Origin of the sequence: Moritella sp. F3 (assembly GCF_015082335.1) — a bacterium.
GTDB lineage: Bacteria > Pseudomonadota > Gammaproteobacteria > Enterobacterales > Moritellaceae > Moritella.
Map to the genome: position 1 here is coordinate 59,731 of NZ_BLRL01000013.1, position 16,173 is coordinate 75,903.

Genomic DNA, 16,173 nt, shown 5'->3' on the forward strand with positions numbered 1-16,173 from the left:
CTATTCTATGACCGATCGTCTTGAAATGCAATTATTAAAGGTAGGAGGCTTATCTCCTCCTATCTTATCCCGCTATAAGGCGCGGTTATATTTTGTCCTGTTGCCATTTATCAACAACTAGGGCTGCAATCAAATCACCTTCCACATTTACTGCAGTCCGGAATGTATCGAGTGGACGTTCGATAATAAGCAAGATCGCGATACCTTCTAATGGAATACCGGCGGCTAGCATCACTAATTGCATGCCTGACATCGAGCCAGATGGCATTCCGGGTGCACCGACAGATGAAACCATTGCCATAATAAAAATCATCACGATGCCAGTAGTGCTCAAATCAATGCCAAATAACTGCGCAAGGAAGATCGCAGCGACACCTTCAAACAAGGCTGTGCCATCCATATTCATCACTGCGCCAAGCGGTAATACAAAACTGCTGGTACTTTGTGATACGCCAAGCTCATTTTCTGCTACTTGCATTGATAAGGGCAGTGTTGCAGAGCTTGATGATGTAGCAAACGCCATCGCCAGTGGTGCGGATATGGCTTTAAATAAGGTGCTGAATTTGATGCCCGTAAAAATTTTAGCCAGCGCTGGTAATACAATGGCGCCGTGAATAAGGGTGAGTACAAATACCAGTAAAGCGAAGAGTGCCAATTGGCCAAATAAACCGTTATTACCTGTAATTGTAAACTCAAATACAATGGCGAATACGGCTATAGGAGCGAGACGAATGATGCTCTGTACTAATTTATTTAAACCGTCATTCAAACCTGCAATAACAGTAAATAGCACATGATTTTGTGGCAGCGAACGTAATAGCGATACCGAAAATAACAATGAGAATAAAACAATCGCTAACAGGTTGCCGTTAACCAGGGCTGAAAAAGGATTCACTAGCGCCATGGCCAATAATTTAGCCGTAATACTTGAGCCTGTTACCGTATCTTGTTCAATTAAATTAATGTGGTCAGCAACAACAACTGGCTCAATAAGTGGTTGCCATTCTGGCATGAGTAACGCAGCGCCGAGGCCGAGGCTGATCGCGATAATCGACGTTAAGCTGTAAAAGGCGAGGGTGCTGACGCCTAAGGTTTTTAACTTTAGCGTTGAACCTATATTGGTAATACCCTGCATCAACGATAGCATTACCACTAAGCCGATAACCATTTTCAGTAAACCGATATAAGTGGTCTTGCCTAACAAGATTAATTGATACCAAGTTTGTTCGGCAACTGGTTCGGTAATATTGGCTACAGTGGGCATTATTGTGGCAAAGACCCAAGCCAGCATCGCGGCTATGAGTAGTTGCAAGGGCAATGAACGCTTGATAGTTGATAGCATAATCTTTCTCGTTAGAGTTACTGGATATCAGTAATGAAGGCGAGATTATATTGGAGTTATGGTCTGATGATAATTAGCTGGATAAGCAAATCACTTTTACTGCATAGTAATAATTTAGGTTTATTGTCGCTAATAACTTATAATTGTTACCTAACAGTTGAATAAGAGAATATGTTGATGAGTGATTGGTCTGGTGTCAGTGAATTTGTTGCGGTTGCAGAAACCGAAAGTTTTACCGCAGCGGCAAAGCGTTTAGGGATCTCGACGGCACAAGTGAGTCGACAGATCTCGGCACTTGAAGAACGATTATCAGCAAAGTTATTCTATCGAACCACGCGTAAAGTATCAGTGACTGAAGTAGGCGGTATCTATTATCAGCATTGTCGTCAGGTGATGGACGGTTTAGCTGATGCAGAACGTGCTATCAGTAATTTACAAAGCACGCCAAAAGGTAAGTTAAAAATAACGGCGCCAATTACTTACGGCGAACGCAGCGTCGCACCACTCGTGAATGATTTTGTGACTCAGTATCCTGAATTAGAAGTGCAATTAGTATTATCTAATCAGCAAATTGATCTAATTGATGAAGGGTTTGATTTAGCGATTCGTCTCGGTCAATTAGGCGATTCATCAATGATTGGTAAGCGATTGGCGACCCGTAAGCAATATGTTTGCGCTGCACCTGAATACTTAAGTGCCTTTGGTGCCCCGCATACGCTGTCAGAATTAGACCGTCATAATTGCTTATCTGGCACGTTAGATTACTGGCGTTTTCAAGAAAAAGGCAAAGCTAGAAATATCCGCGTAAAAGGCAATTTTAGTTGTAACAGTGGTCCGGTATTAGTGGATGCGGCATTGAAAGGTGTCGGTATTGTGCAATTGCCAGATTATTATGTGCAGGAATATATTAACCAAGGTCAGCTAATTGAATTGCTGCCCAATTACCGCGAACCAGATGATGCTGTGTGGGCTTTATATCCGCAAAATCGCCATCTGTCGCCGAAAGTACGCATGTTGGTGGATTACTTAGCCAAAGAGTTGGCGATAAATTAATGATAATAATATCGTTATTTGCATGGTTTATTACAGGTAGATAAGTTGATAGTGAAGTAGGGAGTCATCGTGTTTGACTCCCTTTTTATGATTTATTTTTATAAGTTATCAGTACTAGTCGATTAAGGCGCTAACGGTTTCTTGTAATTCAGTTAGCTGTGCTTTAAGCGTTGCGACTTCTTGCTCAAGTTCATCGACTCGAGTTGATAATGCGTTATTTTCATCAGAACGCTGATCCATCGTTTGAACTGTACTATTTTCTTCAGTTCCAGTTCCTGCTGTCGAGCTGACTTCACCACTGAATAAGTGGGCATAGCGACAAGCACTTTGTCCCGGAATTTTAGCTAGTTTAACGATAAATGGACCTTGTTCATGATTGACCAACTGATCCAGTGTCGTTTCAACTTCTTGTACATCATTAAACTGACATTGACGTGCAGAGCGGGTTCTTAGTTCACCCGATGTTTGTGGACCTCGTAAAAATAATAGCGTCAAAATAGCTAATTGTTGTGGGTTAAAACGAAGTTTACTGAACTCTGTATTACCAAAACGATGACGAATTTTAGCACTGCGCTTACCGCCGTTTTCATCATTAATCACTAAGTGCTTTTTGACTAAATCATCAACAATGTTTTGTACTTCACCTTGGCTAAGCGAAAGTACTGGTTCACGGCTACTTTTTTGGTTACATGCAGACGTTAACGAGTTTAACGATAACGGGTAATTATCTGGAGTCGTGTGTTCTTTTTCGATTAACGCACCTAAGACGCGGGTTTCATGTAGTGATAGTTCATCCATTACCAGTCGATCCCTATTTGAGCTTTAATACCTGAGCGAAAAGCGTGTTTCTCTTCTCTTACTTCACTCACTGTGTCGGCGATTGCGACTAAGTCTTTGTGGGCACTGCGACCTGTGACGATAACCGTCTGATCAACAGGACGGTTACGAATAGCACTCAGTACTTCTTCATGATCTAAATATTGGTAACTGAGCATGTAAGTCAGTTCATCGAGCAATACCATTTTAAGATCTGGATTAGCGAGCATTGCTTTGGCGTGAAGCCATGCTGCTTCAGCTGCGGCAATATCGGCAGCTTTGTCTTGGGTATCCCAAGTGAAACCAGTCTTCATTGCATGATAAGGCATGTCGGGACGCACTTGCTGGATAAATTTAACTTCACCTGCTTCCCAAGTACCTTTGATAAATTGCACTACACCGGCATTAAAGCCATGGCCAATACAGCGGATCACATTACCAAAACCTGCGCAGGTTTTACCTTTACCATTACCTGTCATCACGATCAAAATACCACGTTCTTCAGTGGCTTTATCAACACGCTTAGCGACAGTGCTTTGGATCTTTTGCATCTTTTGTTGATGTTTGCTTTGGCTATTTTCTTCCGTCATTCCGAATTCCTTTAATGCCTCGTACAGTTAACTTCAGTGTAAGGCTTTTATGGCTAAATGGAAGTAGGGAAATTAAAAATCACCTTGAATGAGCTTTTGATAAATCTGATCTTTTAAGGCTACGCGGCGACTTTTTAATTCGCTAAAGTGACTGTCTGTGGTTGGAATTCCGCTGGCTTCAAGGCCATGAATCTGATGATCGAGCTGATGATATTCTTTGGCTAGGGTGGTAAATTCGGGGTTATCGCTTTTTAATTTTGCGATATCGATAGCGTGGTCTGGAAACTCGAGGTGTAACGGGTGTTTTTCATTTTGCATTATGATGGCCTTATATCTCCAAGTTACTTCAAGATAAAGTGATGAACGGATTCTTTCAGTGTAGTCGAACCCGTTCATTGCGGCATCTAATGCTGAGTTTGTTCTTGATGCCAATGGTTAAGACGTGGCGTTAGCATGATAGCCAGTAATACCAGAGACAAGCCGCCCATCAATACGATAACCGCATAAGGTGCTGTTAAATCAGTTTGTTGGATTAAGCCTGCAAGTAGTGCTGCACCACTCATTTGGATACAACCTAACATCGCAGCAGCGGTGCCTGCACGCTCGCCAAATGCGGCTAATGCCATGCTGGTTGCTGGACCAAGCAATAAAGCAAAACCAATGCAAAGCAGCATCATAGGTAACATAAAGGCAAATGCGGCTGCCATGCCTGCCGTTGGTCCCCATTGTTGTACCATTAACTGTAATGCTGCAGATGATAATAACGCGAGTAGCGCGATAATAACGGTAGGGCGATTACCAAAGCGCTTAATGACGAGTGGCGCTGCAAAACAGGCGGCGATGTTAACGATGGCATTTAATCCAAATAAACCACTGAACTCAAGTTCTGCAATGCCTAAGTGGCGGATTAACCAATCGGGTGCATAAGATACATAGGTTAAGATTGAAGCCATACCCACCATGCAAGCAATGGCATAAAACATAAAGTGCGAGTCGTGTAATACAGGCTTAAAGCGGTCCCAGTGATACAGTGAACCGGATGTGTCGGTATTGTCTGGACGTGTCTCAGGTAATTTCTTTATGATGAGTGCAAGGATGATTAAACCGTATATCGCCATGAAGATAAATGTTGAACGCCAGCCAAACTGCAGTGCTAATAGACCACCGAGTGTCGGTGCTAATGCAGGGATAACACAGATCACGCCGTTTAAATAACTGTAATAATGCGCACTTACTTTAGAATCGAAGCTGTCACGTACAGCACTAAACACCACAATTGAAGTGGCGCAAGCCGCGATGCCTTGTAGTACGCGTGCTATTTGTAGCCAATGAAATTCAGCCGCGCCAGCAGCAAGTAGACTGCTTAGGCAATAGAGGATGACACCACCAACAGCGACTGGGCGGCGACCAAAGCGATCTGCCAGTGGGCCAATTAATATCTGGCCAACACCCATAGCAAATAAGAATAATACTAAGGTTGACTGTACTTCACTTGAGGATACCTGAAATTCAGTAGCCATGGTTGGCATTGACGGCAGGTAGATATCGATAGCGAGGGGGCTTAACACCACCATGGCCATCAAAATAGGTAATATATTTCGGCGCATTGTTATTCTCAAATAAAGGCATGGATTAATGCGAGGCAGTTTACGTAAAGCATGGTATGAATGGAAGTGGTATAATTTCAATATTGAATTTCCTTTAAGGAATATCTTATGAATTTAGATAACCTCGCCAAAATAGACCTTAATTTATTGGTGATATTACAAATACTATTAGAAGAAGAGAGCGTCACCCGTGCGGCGAGTCGCTTGCATTTGAGTCAGTCGGCATTAAGTAAAAGTCTCACCCGTTTGCGTGACACTTTAGGCGATCCATTATTTCTACGTACCGCCCATGGTTTGAAACCGACCGCCCATGCTTTGCAGTTAAAATTGCAATTACCGACCATATTACAAGGTTTGTATCAGATCAGTTTACCGCCGAGTTTTGAGCCTGAAAAAAGTTATCGGCAGTTTTCGTTTGCGATGTTAGAAAGTGCCTATGAAACGTTACTGCCTTATTACATAGGTCCTATTTTATCGCAAGCCCCTAAACTGAATTTAGAGATTTATGGCTGGAATGAAAAATCATTATTGGACTTGCAGCAAGGGCAAATTGATTTTGGTATTACGGCAAGGGAGTTACATCCGACCGCTGATTTTCGCTTAAACAATCTACCTGATGGCATTGCACATCAACGTTTACTGACCGATAGTCAAGTCTGTTTGGTTCGTAGTAACCATCCTATGCTGGAGAGTATTAAAGCTGGAGTGTGGGATGTCGACACTTATTTAAGTATGTCGCATGTGCAAGTGCGCTGTGAAGGTAATGATTGGTGGTTATTGGATTATCAATTAGCAGAATCTGGCCAACATCGTCATATTTGCGCGACCTTACCGGACTTTTACGGCGCAGCGAGTGTTTGCGCACACAGCGATTTAGTTTTTACGTTGCCGTCGAGTTTTGTATCGCATGCACAGAAATTATATGATCTAGTACAGTTACCTTTACCAATCGATTTTTCGTCATTGGTGTATGTGCTGCTATGGCATGAACGTAACAATGATGAACCGGGTCATAGATGGGTTCGGGACATGATTTGTCAGAGTGTGGAGAAAAAATTGGGGTGAGAGTTATAGAATGAAAAACCCAAGCCGAGTGACTTGGGTTTCTTTTATTAAGGATTAATCTACAGCTTTAGCAGGAAAGGCATTTTCGCCAACGATTTTACCATTCACGGTTTTACCATAATAACCTTGATGATTATGGTACTGCTCTTTATTGGCTTTTAAATCACCGTTAAAGCGTGGATCTTGTGGGCGCTCATGGCTATTCATAAATGCGGCCACATCCCATGCTTGTTGATTGCTAAGTTGGATGCTTTTGCCCAGCGGCATGTTTTCATAGATGAAATAAGCGGCGGTATTAACGCGATGCATACCTGCGCCCCAGTTAAATGAACCTTTCCCCCAAAGTGGCGGGAATGATTGTACGCCGTCTTGCTTTAACCCTTGGCCGTTATCACCATGACATGTTGCACAGGTTTGTTGGTAAACTATTTCACCACGAGGGATCGACGGTGCTTGAGCTGGCTTAGCTAACTTAGGATAACCTCGGCCAGCTAACTTATTGCGTTGTTCTACTGGCAATGCAGCCGCAATCTTTTCAGGTAATACAAATGAATCCGCTTTACCGCCCAGTTGTACTACTGCGTCACTCATTTCAGGGATAGGCGTACTTTGCATATCGTATTTATCTAACAAGCCACCCATCGCTAGCCAATATGAATAGGCAGTTAAGGCAACGAGTTCTGGTGAATCAACAGCAGGTGCAACGCCGTTCATTGAATATTTAAAACAACCTTGGATACGCTCTGCGTAAGTATTTACTTTATCGTTCTTTTTACGATAGGCAGGGTAGGCCATGAATGCGCCCCATAATGGTGCTGAATTGGCTTTCATACCCGCTTGCATGTGACAGTTGGCACAGTTTTGTTCATTACCGACGTATTGACCACGCATGGTCTGTGAATTAACGAACAGTGAATAACCTTGTTTTACTTTATTGCCAAACTCAGTATCTGGGATAGTAGTTAAATCACGTGGCACTAAGTATTCACTGCTGGCGGCTTTTGCGTGAGCTGGTAGTTCGGTCTGGCGATCGGGTAAATTTGTTTCTGCGTTGGTAAACGTTGAGAACAATAGACCTGCGCCGAGGATAAGAGATAATGTTTTCATTAGATGACCTTATTTTATCGCCGCAAAGTATTGCGCAAGATGTTGGATTTCAGTGGCTGTTAATTGCTGCGCTATGGTTGCCATTACATTATTGTGATCGCCACTGCGCTGCTTGCTTTGCCATGCCGTTAATTGGTTACTGATATAATCAGCATGCTGGCTGGCTAGACGAGGGAAATGGGCAACGCCTAAACCACTCGGGCCATGACATGTTGCGCAGGCCGGAATGTTACGAGTCCAATCACCTTGGTAAACCAGTTTTCTCGCGGGGTCGGTAATAATCACATGATCACCACGCTTTTCAACATCACTGATAACAGGTGCAGGTAAAGAAGCAAAGAATGCTGCCACTTGCTGTACAGACTCTTGTGTAGGTAAGGTCATTACCATTGACGTCATGGATGGGTTTTTACGATTGCCATTTTTGAAGTGATTAATCTGTTCGACTAAATAATCTTTATCCATACCTGCTAACATCGGCGCTAGATTCGGCATACCTAAACCTGCTGTACCATGACAGCTTTCACATACCATTGCCGCGGGTGGCGTTGCTGCAAATGCTGGCGCTTGCACTAACAGCAACGCGCTCAGTCCAATGATGCTGCGGAATATATTCTTTATGGGCATGGTATGTCTCCAGGTAGTCGGTGATGGCAGGGTCGGTCTAATTATAGTAATGCTTTGGCCGTAAGTAGGATTCTTATAGGCAAGGTCATATTACGGGCATAGTCTGGCTGTTTGAGAAAGAGAAAGATATTGTGGTTATCCACATAAATTTAGGGGTATATAGGAGCGGATCTCGATGTGGATTAGCGTTGTGATTAAAAAAGCCCACTGGTGCAGTTGTACCTGTGGGCTTGTTAGCTAATTAACTAATGAATTAGCTCATTAACTAGCCTAAACTAATTTTAGCGGGTAGTGCTTGTCTTGCTGCTGCACCAACGACCCAGTCAAGTAATACCCCTTTACCTTCTCGGGTGGGGTCGGCTAAACCAATATCGTTAATATTAACCCCATCATTGGATTTCATTTTCACTGGCTGTTGTGTATCGCCAATCCAATGGGCACGCTCACCGAGCTCTTTATGACCAAAGCCATGCTCAAAGCCGAGTGTGCCTTGTTTAACACCATCAACGATTAACGCCATTGCTTTCGTGGCACTGGTTGGTGTGGTGATCGTAAACATCGCCCCACTTGTTAAGCCAATTTTAGCCGCATCTGTTGGGTGGATATAAACCGGGTTGACACCTTTAATCGAATTTAACCGTGGTGACAGATTCGACACTGCACTGTGAATATTCGACTTAAAATTGGTCAAGGTAAATGGCCACTCGGTTGCTGGATACTTTTCTGTTAACGGCGTGCCATCTGCTAATTTTTGTGGATACCAAGTAGGACAACCAGAATAATATTCACCCGTCATGGTATTACGTGAGGTTCCGAGCTTTTCATTCCAGATCGCTAATGGTTTCTGCCATTGATGTTTCATTTCTTCGCCTTTGTAGGCCTCGGTGGCATTTTCAAAACGACCACCGCGGGCAAAGATAAACGCGACTTTACCCAGTTCTTCCGGTGTTAACACGCGTTGCATGGCAGGCAATAGACGCTCAAGCCCTGACAAAACCATATCTTCACTACTGGCTTTGGGGACACCATTGGCGACATAGGCTAAATTGGCTGCAGAGCGTAAGTAAAAATCTTCAGCGTTGTGGATCCCATGCCAGTTACCCTGCCTATCACTAATGGCATTATCACCAAAGCCACCGAGTTGCATTTTCTTGGCAATATCAATTAAGAAGTTTTCTAGATTGATACTACGACCGTCAGCGGTTTTTTCTGTTAAGGCATTCACAATCGGCCAGCGCGCTGTCACTGTTTTAGTCGGTACGCCATGCCAAGGTGTCACCATGCCCCAACTTTCATAAGTCACAGTGTCAGGGACGATGTAATCGGATAATGCTGTTGTTTCATTAATGAAAGCATCAACTGACACGATCAGTGGTAGCTGTTTTGGATCTTTTAATTTATCACCCAATAAGTTAGCTAATCCAGGAACGCCATACATCGGGTTCGCCATGTGGTTGATCCAGGCTTTGGCACGATACGGATAACCATCCACTGCAGCAGAGAGATGTTCTGTTAATAAAGGCGCAGAGATCGGGTACCAAGGTGATCGTGTTGGATATGGCGATTCGCCTGCAGCGACACGACGTTTATATTCACTGGTTTTTTGGTACGGGAATTTACTACGAGATAAAAATATCCCTTTTGGTTTTACTTTGTTTTTAAACTTGGTGAAATCGTAACGTGGCCCTTTTCCTGATGTTGGGTAACCGCCAGACTTAGCCATGACACCACCTTTCAGATTGATATTACCAATCAGCGCGTTAAGCATAAGGATAGTGTAAGCATTGTAGAAACCATTACTGTGCATGTTACCACCATGGCTATCAACAACGGCTTTAGTTCCATGACTGGTAAAGCGTTTCGCTAGCGCGGTGATCGTGGCGACTGGAATATCGCATTGCGCACTGTAGAATTCAAGATCGTGGGCAAATGCCGATTCTTTTAAATGCTGTAGTGATGATTTAACCTGTACATCACCTTGCTTAGTCGTGACGATTTGATCTATGAATAATCGCGCTGGATGATCTTGTGTGTGCATTGAAAGATCACCGCTTTGTGCATCGACGATCACATATGGATCGGATTCTGATAGTGCAGTGCCCGTAAACCCAAGATCTACTTCTGAAGCACGTAGGAAAAAGCCGTAGCGCGGATGATCTTTATCGCTGATCACCAAATGGGTCGCGTTACACCAATGTGCAGTACCCGCGGTTTTCATCGCATTGGGACCCGGTTGGGTTAGGAAGGCTGTATTAAATTTATCATTAGCTAATATCCATTGGATCATGCCGAGTACTAATGCTGAGTCAGTGCCGGGTTTGATTGGTAGCCAATTGTTATTGTCACCCGCAGCTAAGCTTGATGATGCCGGCAGCGCTGGAGATACCACGGTATAACTAAAATTACCTTTGGTGCGCGCTGTGGCGAGTTGACGTGCTTGGCGTTTAAATGGATTACCCGCTTGAGCTGGCGACATGCCTATGTATAACGCAAATTCAGAGTTCTCTAGGTCTGGTTTCACGTGAGCGAATTTCTTTAGATCATTCATTAATGCGCCAGAGCCGGCACGGAAACCATAACCACAATATGATCCATGATGGCCAAAGTTACGCGTGCCATAACTGTTGAAGGCGAAACGTTTAAACAGATCGTCACGGCCTTCATTACCGGCATTGGTCATTAATAACTGGTTGGCTTTAGGGCCGTATTCTGGGTTAAGCGGATCGAGCGGCGTTTTCACATCACGGATCACACGCAAGCCGTCAACATGACCTTCACCAAACAGGTCGCCACCTTCAACCACTTCTTCTAACAGTTGCTCGTAGCTGATTGGGATCCACTTGCCTTCACCACGGTTACCAACACGTTTTAGTGGCTGGGTGATCCGATACGGACTTTTACGGATTTCCATCATGCCATTACCACGGGCGCAGGCCGTTGATCGACCTGCTAATCCTGCTTCACCAGCCATGGCGATATAGGCATCTTTGACAGGGGTATTAAAGGGGATCTGGTGCTCATTTGATAATGGATGATACGGGTTACCAGAAATACGTAATATCTCGTCGCTGGCGTTATCTACACGTACACGCAAACCGCACAGGGTCCAACAGCCGAAACACATTGACGGTGCTACTCGTTGCGCTGGATTATTGATCAGCTTACCGTTTTCAGTCACCTTATATTCTGGTGTTAATGAGTTGCCATGATGCGGGTGTTTGGTTTTTTTACCTGCAGTACCATCGATAATGCCATGTACCGCATGTGATGTGGTTGTTGCATAACCCGCTGCAAAAGCGCCAGCACCACCCACAGCAAGACCTGATTTAAGAAATTGACGACGTTTGTTATCCATAGTTAAGCCCTTACTGTGTGTGTTGTGTTTTGAGAGGTTGTGAGACGGTTTTATTTTTTACTGGTTTTGCTTGTATTGCGACAATCTCTGAAGCCGCTAATGCTAAAGCTAACCACAAACCAGCCATACCAAGAATACCGAGTAGCCCTGCTGAACCCATAGGCAATTCATACGGATACGGTCCTTGGTCAAATTTAGCGATGGTTTGTACATCCATGATGGTGACCCAACGTAAATACCAACAGCAGAGCAAGCTGATCGCGCTCATGATTAATAATTGCGCGCGGTTATACCGCGCAATTTTAGAGGCTAATAACGCAATACCGATACAGGCGAAGAAACTGACCGCTAAACTGCCCAGACGTACTAACCATGCATCGCTTTCATATAACGAAAATGAGGCATTATTGGATGCCCAGATTGGCAGTAACACAGCGGCTAAGATAGCACTGACTAACAGGGCTCGTTTTATTAATCCCTGGTCGCTTTGGGTAAAGGCATGCGCTTTTGCAGGAATAGGGAATAGCGCTAATAGTAATAACGCAAAACCGATGGCACCGATGAATGCAGTCACAAACCATAATAATGGCGCGGCAGGTTGATGCCACAGTGGACGGCTTTGCACCACGTATATCTCTGCACCTGTGTATAGTGCGATAGTTAAACCTGAAAGGCAGGTTAGCGTGGTTACCGCGAGCATTTGCTTACTACTGGTCTGCCAATTACCTAAACTAAACAACGCAACCTTCTGTGCGATAGCACTGTCACTGTGTTTGAGTTTGGCAATATCATCACGTAAATATAACCAAGCAGTTAATATCGCTAATGCTGAAAATAGCGGTAAAAATAGCGAGCCTAAAGACATCCATGACCAAGGTGTTATGTTGCTATAGAAGTGCAGTGCTCGACCGGGTTGGTGTAAGTCACCTGTTAATGCCAGTGGACCAACAACTGCGCCAATCGACATGGTCAACACTAATGCCGAGCGTAAGTAATGGCTGGTATGAGCACGGAATATATAGCTTAATAAAAACAATATCGCAGCCGCATACGCAGAGCCAATATAGAAAAAGTATTGTACTGCCCACGGGAGCCAAGCAATGGCTTGTGGTTGTACTAAAATTTCGGTGATGTTCATGCGTTTTCTCCTGCAGGGTCGTAGATGGCAACTTTACCGTCAACATTACTGGTGAACGCCTCGTCCATGCCGATATAGAACACATGTGGCTGGGTGTTTTCTTCTGGTTTCAATACCTTGATATCATCTTGGTGTTCGCGCATTAAATGGCTAATGTGGCTGTTAGGATCTTTAATATCACCAATAATACGCGCACCACCCACACAGGTTTCTACACAAGCAGGTAATAAACCTTCTTCTAAGCGATGAGCACAGAAGGTACATTTGTCAGCGGTGAGAGTTTCTTCGTTAATAAAACGGGCATCGTAAGGACAAGCTTGTACGCAATAAGCACAAGCCACGCAGCGCTCGTTATCGACCATGACAATACCGTCATCACGTTGGAAGGTTGCTTGTACTGGGCATACTTTTACACAGGGTGGATTTTCACAGTGATTGCATAAGCGTGGCAGGGTAAATGATTTTACATTTTGTAGTTCACTACTGCCGTCATCTAAAGTGACTTCGTATTGTTTTACCGTAGTGCGGAATTGGCCAATAGGTGCTTGGTTCTCAATGCTGCAACCGACGGTACAGGCTTGGCACCCTACACATTTACGTAAATCAACCACCATGGCATAGCGTTTACCGCTCTGGCCTTTGCGATCGGGGGCTTCGCTATTACGGATAATGGTCGTGGTGAGCGGGTTTGCCGTCGACACTGGTATGATGGCTGCGCCTACTGTTAATGCGCCGAGGCGGGACATTAAGCGGCGTTTAGTTGAGTCCATGAGAACACCTTGTGGTTAATACTGATTAAGGCTATTGTCTGGAAATTAAGAGGTATATTGTATTGTGGTTTTCCACATACACAGGGGCGGTTTGATCTAAAACAATAAATATTTTGGCTTTATCGTTATTTTGGTATGCTGAGGTTGTTATCTTATTTGTAATAAACGGTATGAGCAGGGAATTGGCATGGCTAACGTATTAATAAAAGCAGTGATAGGTACGTTGTTGCTAATGATGACACAAGTGCATGCCAGTAACGCGACAGATACGACGAGCAGCAATAGCCGTAATAGTAATGCTGACCCTTTTATTGATGACCGTACTCTTGAGCGCATCGCTGATAACAAGCCAACCATGATCACCGTTGATGTGGGCGTATTAGCAACGCGTGGTATCTTTGAAGCGAAGCAGCGCTGGCAACCCACCTTATTATGGCTACAAAGTCAGATCCCCAATAGCGAATTTAGATTGCATCCCTTCACTCTGGCCGAAATGGAAGCGGCAGTAGAACAACAAAGTGTCGATGTGGTGGTGACCAACCCTGGGCAAGCGGTGCGTTTAGGTCGGCAATACCCGCTGTCTTGGTTAGCGACGTTAAACAGTAAACTCGGTGACGGTACTCATGTGATAGGCTCAGCTTTGGTTGTTCGCGCTGATTCTCATTATCAACACTTGGTCGATGTCAGTGGTGACAAGATAGCAGCGGTTGCCAGTAATGCCTTTGGTGGTTATTTAACGATGCAACTGACGGTGCAAAATCTAGGTATTAACCCAACGGCTTTTTTCTCTGACGTATCGTTTTTAGGTTTTCCTGTAGATGCCATTATTTACCAACTGCGAGATGGCTATGTAGATGCTGCTGTGGTGCCGGTATGCCAACTCGAAAGCATGTTAGAAGAAGGCTTGATTCAGAAAGGTGTCTTTCGTGTGTTAGATGATATCAGCCCAGATAATTTTGCTTGTGCGCTGTCAACACAGTTATACCCGAACTGGTCGATTGCTAAAACCAGTGCTATTTCAGCCTCGTTAGCCAAAAAAATAACCCGTGCTCTATTGGCCTTGCCTAGCGATCACGCAGCCAGTATTGCAGCATACTCTTCAGGTTGGACCCCACCCATCAGTCAATTGTCTGTCGACCAATTATATCGTGATTTGGATATGCATCCTTTGCAGCGACCTTGGTGGCAGGAAGCTGCTGTTTGGATCAAGAAAAATCAGCAGTGGGCTTGGGTGGTATTTTTATTTGTGCTGGTATTAAGTATTTATCATTTAATTTTGGAATACCGTTTTAGTCGCAGTGAACGTAAATTAAAAGCGACCTTAAACCGTTTAAAAGAAAAAAACGCCATGTTAGAACATGCGCAGCGAGTGGCGATTGTTGGTGAGTTGGGCAGTAGTCTCGCCCATGAGATAAACCAACCACTGGCTGCGATCCTAAACTACAGCCAGGGTGGGTTATTACGCATAAATAAAGGTGCTGATGCCAGTGCAATCACACCCGCATTAGAGAAAATACAACAGCAAGTGAAGCGAGCTGATGGTATTGTGCAGCGATTACGTACGCTTATTAATAAACGTGCCGTGGCTAAGTCGCGCTGTGACGTGCAAGCATTACTTAGCGATACCTTAGAGTTGCTTGAGTATGATTTTCAGCAAAAAAATATTACCGTAAGCCAATCCTGTGTCGGTAATGCTGTGGATCTAGATGCTGATATTGTTGGTTTGCAGCAGGTATTATTAAATGTATTAAACAATGCTGCAGATGCGTGCTTGATGCGAGATCCTGCGGTGCTGATAAATAATAAAATTAGTATCGAGAGTCACTATAGTGATGACCGCTTAATATTAACGGTGACTGATAATGGCATTGGCTTAACAGCGTCGAGTGCAGAATTACAGAATGCCTTTTTCACCACCAAAAAAGAGGGATTAGGCTTAGGATTAGCGATTTGTCGTGACGTGGTTGAAGCACATCATGGTCAATTTTCGCTGGTGGCCGCGGATCCCATTGGTTGTCGCGTTAGCATACAGTTACCATTGCAATAACAGCTTATAATTGAGGATGATTAATATGAGCCAAGAACCAGTAACAGGGCATGAAATATCAGTGCCAGTTTATGTTGTTGATGATGATGAATCAGTACGTGATTCGTTGGCATTTATGCTTGATGGTTATGATATTAACGTCACTACTTATGCTGGTGGCCCAGCATTTTTAGATAACGCCGAAATCATGCTGCCGGGCTGTGTGATTTTAGACAGTCGGATGCCGGAACTACGCGGGCAGGATGTACAAGCTATTCTGACTCAATGTAATAGTCCACTGTCGATTATTTTTCTTACTGGCCATGGCGATGTTTCAATGGCTGTCGATGCGTTTAAATCAGGCGCGGTGGATTTCTTTCAAAAGCCCGTCGATGGTGAAAAATTAGTGCAGGCGATTATGCTTGCTGCCGATAAATCAGTTGCGCGTAGCCAACAACTTAGTGCGTTATTATCTTATCAATCACTGACTGAACGTGAACAGGGTATATTATTATTATTAGTACAAGGTAAGCGTAATCAACAGATTGCCGATACATTATGCATTGCAGTTCGGACTGTTGAAGTACATAGGTCGAGTTTAATGAAAAAGTTTAATGCTAAAACCATTGCTGAGTTGGTTTTACAATATGGTCTGGCGATAAATTAATGAAAGCGAA

At 44.0% G+C, this 16,173-nt stretch carries 14 protein-coding genes; 4 read left to right on the top strand and 10 right to left on the bottom strand.

The features are described 5' to 3' along the window. Positions 1-85 precede the first annotated feature (85 nt). Positions 86-1,342, bottom strand: a complete 1,257-nt coding sequence (locus tag JFU56_RS17910; protein ID WP_198438631.1) for a dicarboxylate/amino acid:cation symporter — start codon at positions 1,340-1,342, stop codon at positions 86-88. A 177-nt stretch (positions 1,343-1,519) separates the two neighbouring features. Here JFU56_RS17910 and JFU56_RS17915 point away from each other — a divergent pair, with 177 nt between their 5' ends. Then, a complete protein-coding gene (locus tag JFU56_RS17915; protein WP_198438632.1) occupies positions 1,520-2,395 on the top strand; it encodes a LysR substrate-binding domain-containing protein in 876 nt (291 codons plus the stop codon). A gap of 114 nt (positions 2,396-2,509) precedes the next feature. On the opposite strand, the gene JFU56_RS17920 is transcribed toward JFU56_RS17915, so the two are convergent. From JFU56_RS17920 to JFU56_RS17935, 4 genes are all read right to left on the bottom strand, one after another. Further along, positions 2,510-3,193 (bottom strand): YceH family protein, encoded by a 684-nt coding sequence (locus JFU56_RS17920; protein WP_198438633.1) that lies wholly within the window; start codon positions 3,191-3,193, stop codon positions 2,510-2,512. Continuing rightward, on the bottom strand, positions 3,193-3,801 hold the full coding sequence (gene cobO / locus JFU56_RS17925) for a cob(I)yrinic acid a,c-diamide adenosyltransferase (protein ID WP_198438634.1): 609 nt from the start codon (positions 3,799-3,801) through the stop codon (positions 3,193-3,195). The genes JFU56_RS17920 and cobO overlap by 1 nt, the downstream gene beginning before the upstream one ends. A 72-nt stretch (positions 3,802-3,873) precedes the next feature. After that, a complete protein-coding gene (locus JFU56_RS17930; RefSeq protein WP_198438635.1) occupies positions 3,874-4,119 on the bottom strand; it encodes a YdcH family protein in 246 nt (81 codons plus the stop codon). An 86-nt stretch (positions 4,120-4,205) separates the two neighbouring features. Continuing rightward, positions 4,206-5,408, bottom strand: a complete 1,203-nt coding sequence (locus tag JFU56_RS17935; RefSeq protein ID WP_198438636.1) for a multidrug effflux MFS transporter — start codon at positions 5,406-5,408, stop codon at positions 4,206-4,208. Between the two features lie 108 nt (positions 5,409-5,516). Here JFU56_RS17935 and JFU56_RS17940 point away from each other — a divergent pair, with 108 nt between their 5' ends. Next, positions 5,517-6,473, top strand: a complete 957-nt coding sequence (locus tag JFU56_RS17940) for a LysR family transcriptional regulator (RefSeq protein WP_198438637.1) — start codon at positions 5,517-5,519, stop codon at positions 6,471-6,473. 54 nt (positions 6,474-6,527) lie between these two features. On the opposite strand, the gene JFU56_RS17945 is transcribed toward JFU56_RS17940, so the two are convergent. The 5 genes from JFU56_RS17945 to dsrO form a co-directional block, all read right to left on the bottom strand. After that, positions 6,528-7,580 (bottom strand): c-type cytochrome, encoded by a 1,053-nt coding sequence (locus JFU56_RS17945; protein ID WP_198438638.1) that lies wholly within the window; start codon positions 7,578-7,580, stop codon positions 6,528-6,530. 9 nt (positions 7,581-7,589) lie between these two features. Then, a complete protein-coding gene (locus JFU56_RS17950) occupies positions 7,590-8,207 on the bottom strand; it encodes a c-type cytochrome (protein ID WP_198438639.1) in 618 nt (205 codons plus the stop codon). 265 nt (positions 8,208-8,472) lie between these two features. Then, on the bottom strand, positions 8,473-11,562 hold the full coding sequence (locus tag JFU56_RS17955) for a tetrathionate reductase subunit A (RefSeq protein ID WP_198438640.1): 3,090 nt from the start codon (positions 11,560-11,562) through the stop codon (positions 8,473-8,475). A gap of 10 nt (positions 11,563-11,572) precedes the next feature. Beyond that, on the bottom strand, positions 11,573-12,700 hold the full coding sequence (gene nrfD, locus JFU56_RS17960; protein WP_198438641.1) for an NrfD/PsrC family molybdoenzyme membrane anchor subunit: 1,128 nt from the start codon (positions 12,698-12,700) through the stop codon (positions 11,573-11,575). Beyond that, positions 12,697-13,470, bottom strand: coding sequence for a sulfate reduction electron transfer complex DsrMKJOP subunit DsrO (dsrO, locus tag JFU56_RS17965; protein ID WP_198438642.1), 774 nt, complete (start codon positions 13,468-13,470; stop codon positions 12,697-12,699). The genes nrfD and dsrO overlap by 4 nt, the downstream gene beginning before the upstream one ends. Positions 13,471-13,657: 187 nt before the next feature. Between dsrO and JFU56_RS17970 the strand changes: the two genes are divergently transcribed. Together JFU56_RS17970 and JFU56_RS17975 are read left to right on the top strand one after the other, a co-directional pair. After that, positions 13,658-15,517, top strand: coding sequence for a sensor histidine kinase (locus JFU56_RS17970; protein ID WP_198438643.1), 1,860 nt, complete (start codon positions 13,658-13,660; stop codon positions 15,515-15,517). A 25-nt stretch (positions 15,518-15,542) separates the two neighbouring features. Beyond that, positions 15,543-16,163 (top strand): response regulator transcription factor, encoded by a 621-nt coding sequence (locus JFU56_RS17975; RefSeq protein ID WP_198438644.1) that lies wholly within the window; start codon positions 15,543-15,545, stop codon positions 16,161-16,163. Positions 16,164-16,173: the final 10 nt, after the last annotated feature.

Bases quoted from the DNA above. Each gene is read 5' to 3' on its own strand.
- JFU56_RS17910 (WP_198438631.1), bottom strand. From the start codon at position 1,342: ATGCTATCAACTATCAAGCGTTCATTGCCCTTGCAACTACTCATAGCC.
- JFU56_RS17915 (WP_198438632.1), top strand. From the start codon at position 1,520: ATGAGTGATTGGTCTGGTGTCAGTGAATTTGTTGCGGTTGCAGAAACC.
- JFU56_RS17920 (WP_198438633.1), bottom strand. From the start codon at position 3,193: ATGGATGAACTATCACTACATGAAACCCGCGTCTTAGGTGCGTTAATC.
- cobO (WP_198438634.1), bottom strand. From the start codon at position 3,801: ATGACGGAAGAAAATAGCCAAAGCAAACATCAACAAAAGATGCAAAAG.
- JFU56_RS17930 (WP_198438635.1), bottom strand. From the start codon at position 4,119: ATGCAAAATGAAAAACACCCGTTACACCTCGAGTTTCCAGACCACGCT.
- JFU56_RS17935 (WP_198438636.1), bottom strand. From the start codon at position 5,408: ATGCGCCGAAATATATTACCTATTTTGATGGCCATGGTGGTGTTAAGC.
- JFU56_RS17940 (WP_198438637.1), top strand. From the start codon at position 5,517: ATGAATTTAGATAACCTCGCCAAAATAGACCTTAATTTATTGGTGATA.
- JFU56_RS17945 (WP_198438638.1), bottom strand. From the start codon at position 7,580: ATGAAAACATTATCTCTTATCCTCGGCGCAGGTCTATTGTTCTCAACG.
- JFU56_RS17950 (WP_198438639.1), bottom strand. From the start codon at position 8,207: ATGCCCATAAAGAATATATTCCGCAGCATCATTGGACTGAGCGCGTTG.
- JFU56_RS17955 (WP_198438640.1), bottom strand. From the start codon at position 11,562: ATGGATAACAAACGTCGTCAATTTCTTAAATCAGGTCTTGCTGTGGGT.
- nrfD (WP_198438641.1), bottom strand. From the start codon at position 12,700: ATGAACATCACCGAAATTTTAGTACAACCACAAGCCATTGCTTGGCTC.
- dsrO (WP_198438642.1), bottom strand. From the start codon at position 13,470: ATGGACTCAACTAAACGCCGCTTAATGTCCCGCCTCGGCGCATTAACA.
- JFU56_RS17970 (WP_198438643.1), top strand. From the start codon at position 13,658: ATGGCTAACGTATTAATAAAAGCAGTGATAGGTACGTTGTTGCTAATG.
- JFU56_RS17975 (WP_198438644.1), top strand. From the start codon at position 15,543: ATGAGCCAAGAACCAGTAACAGGGCATGAAATATCAGTGCCAGTTTAT.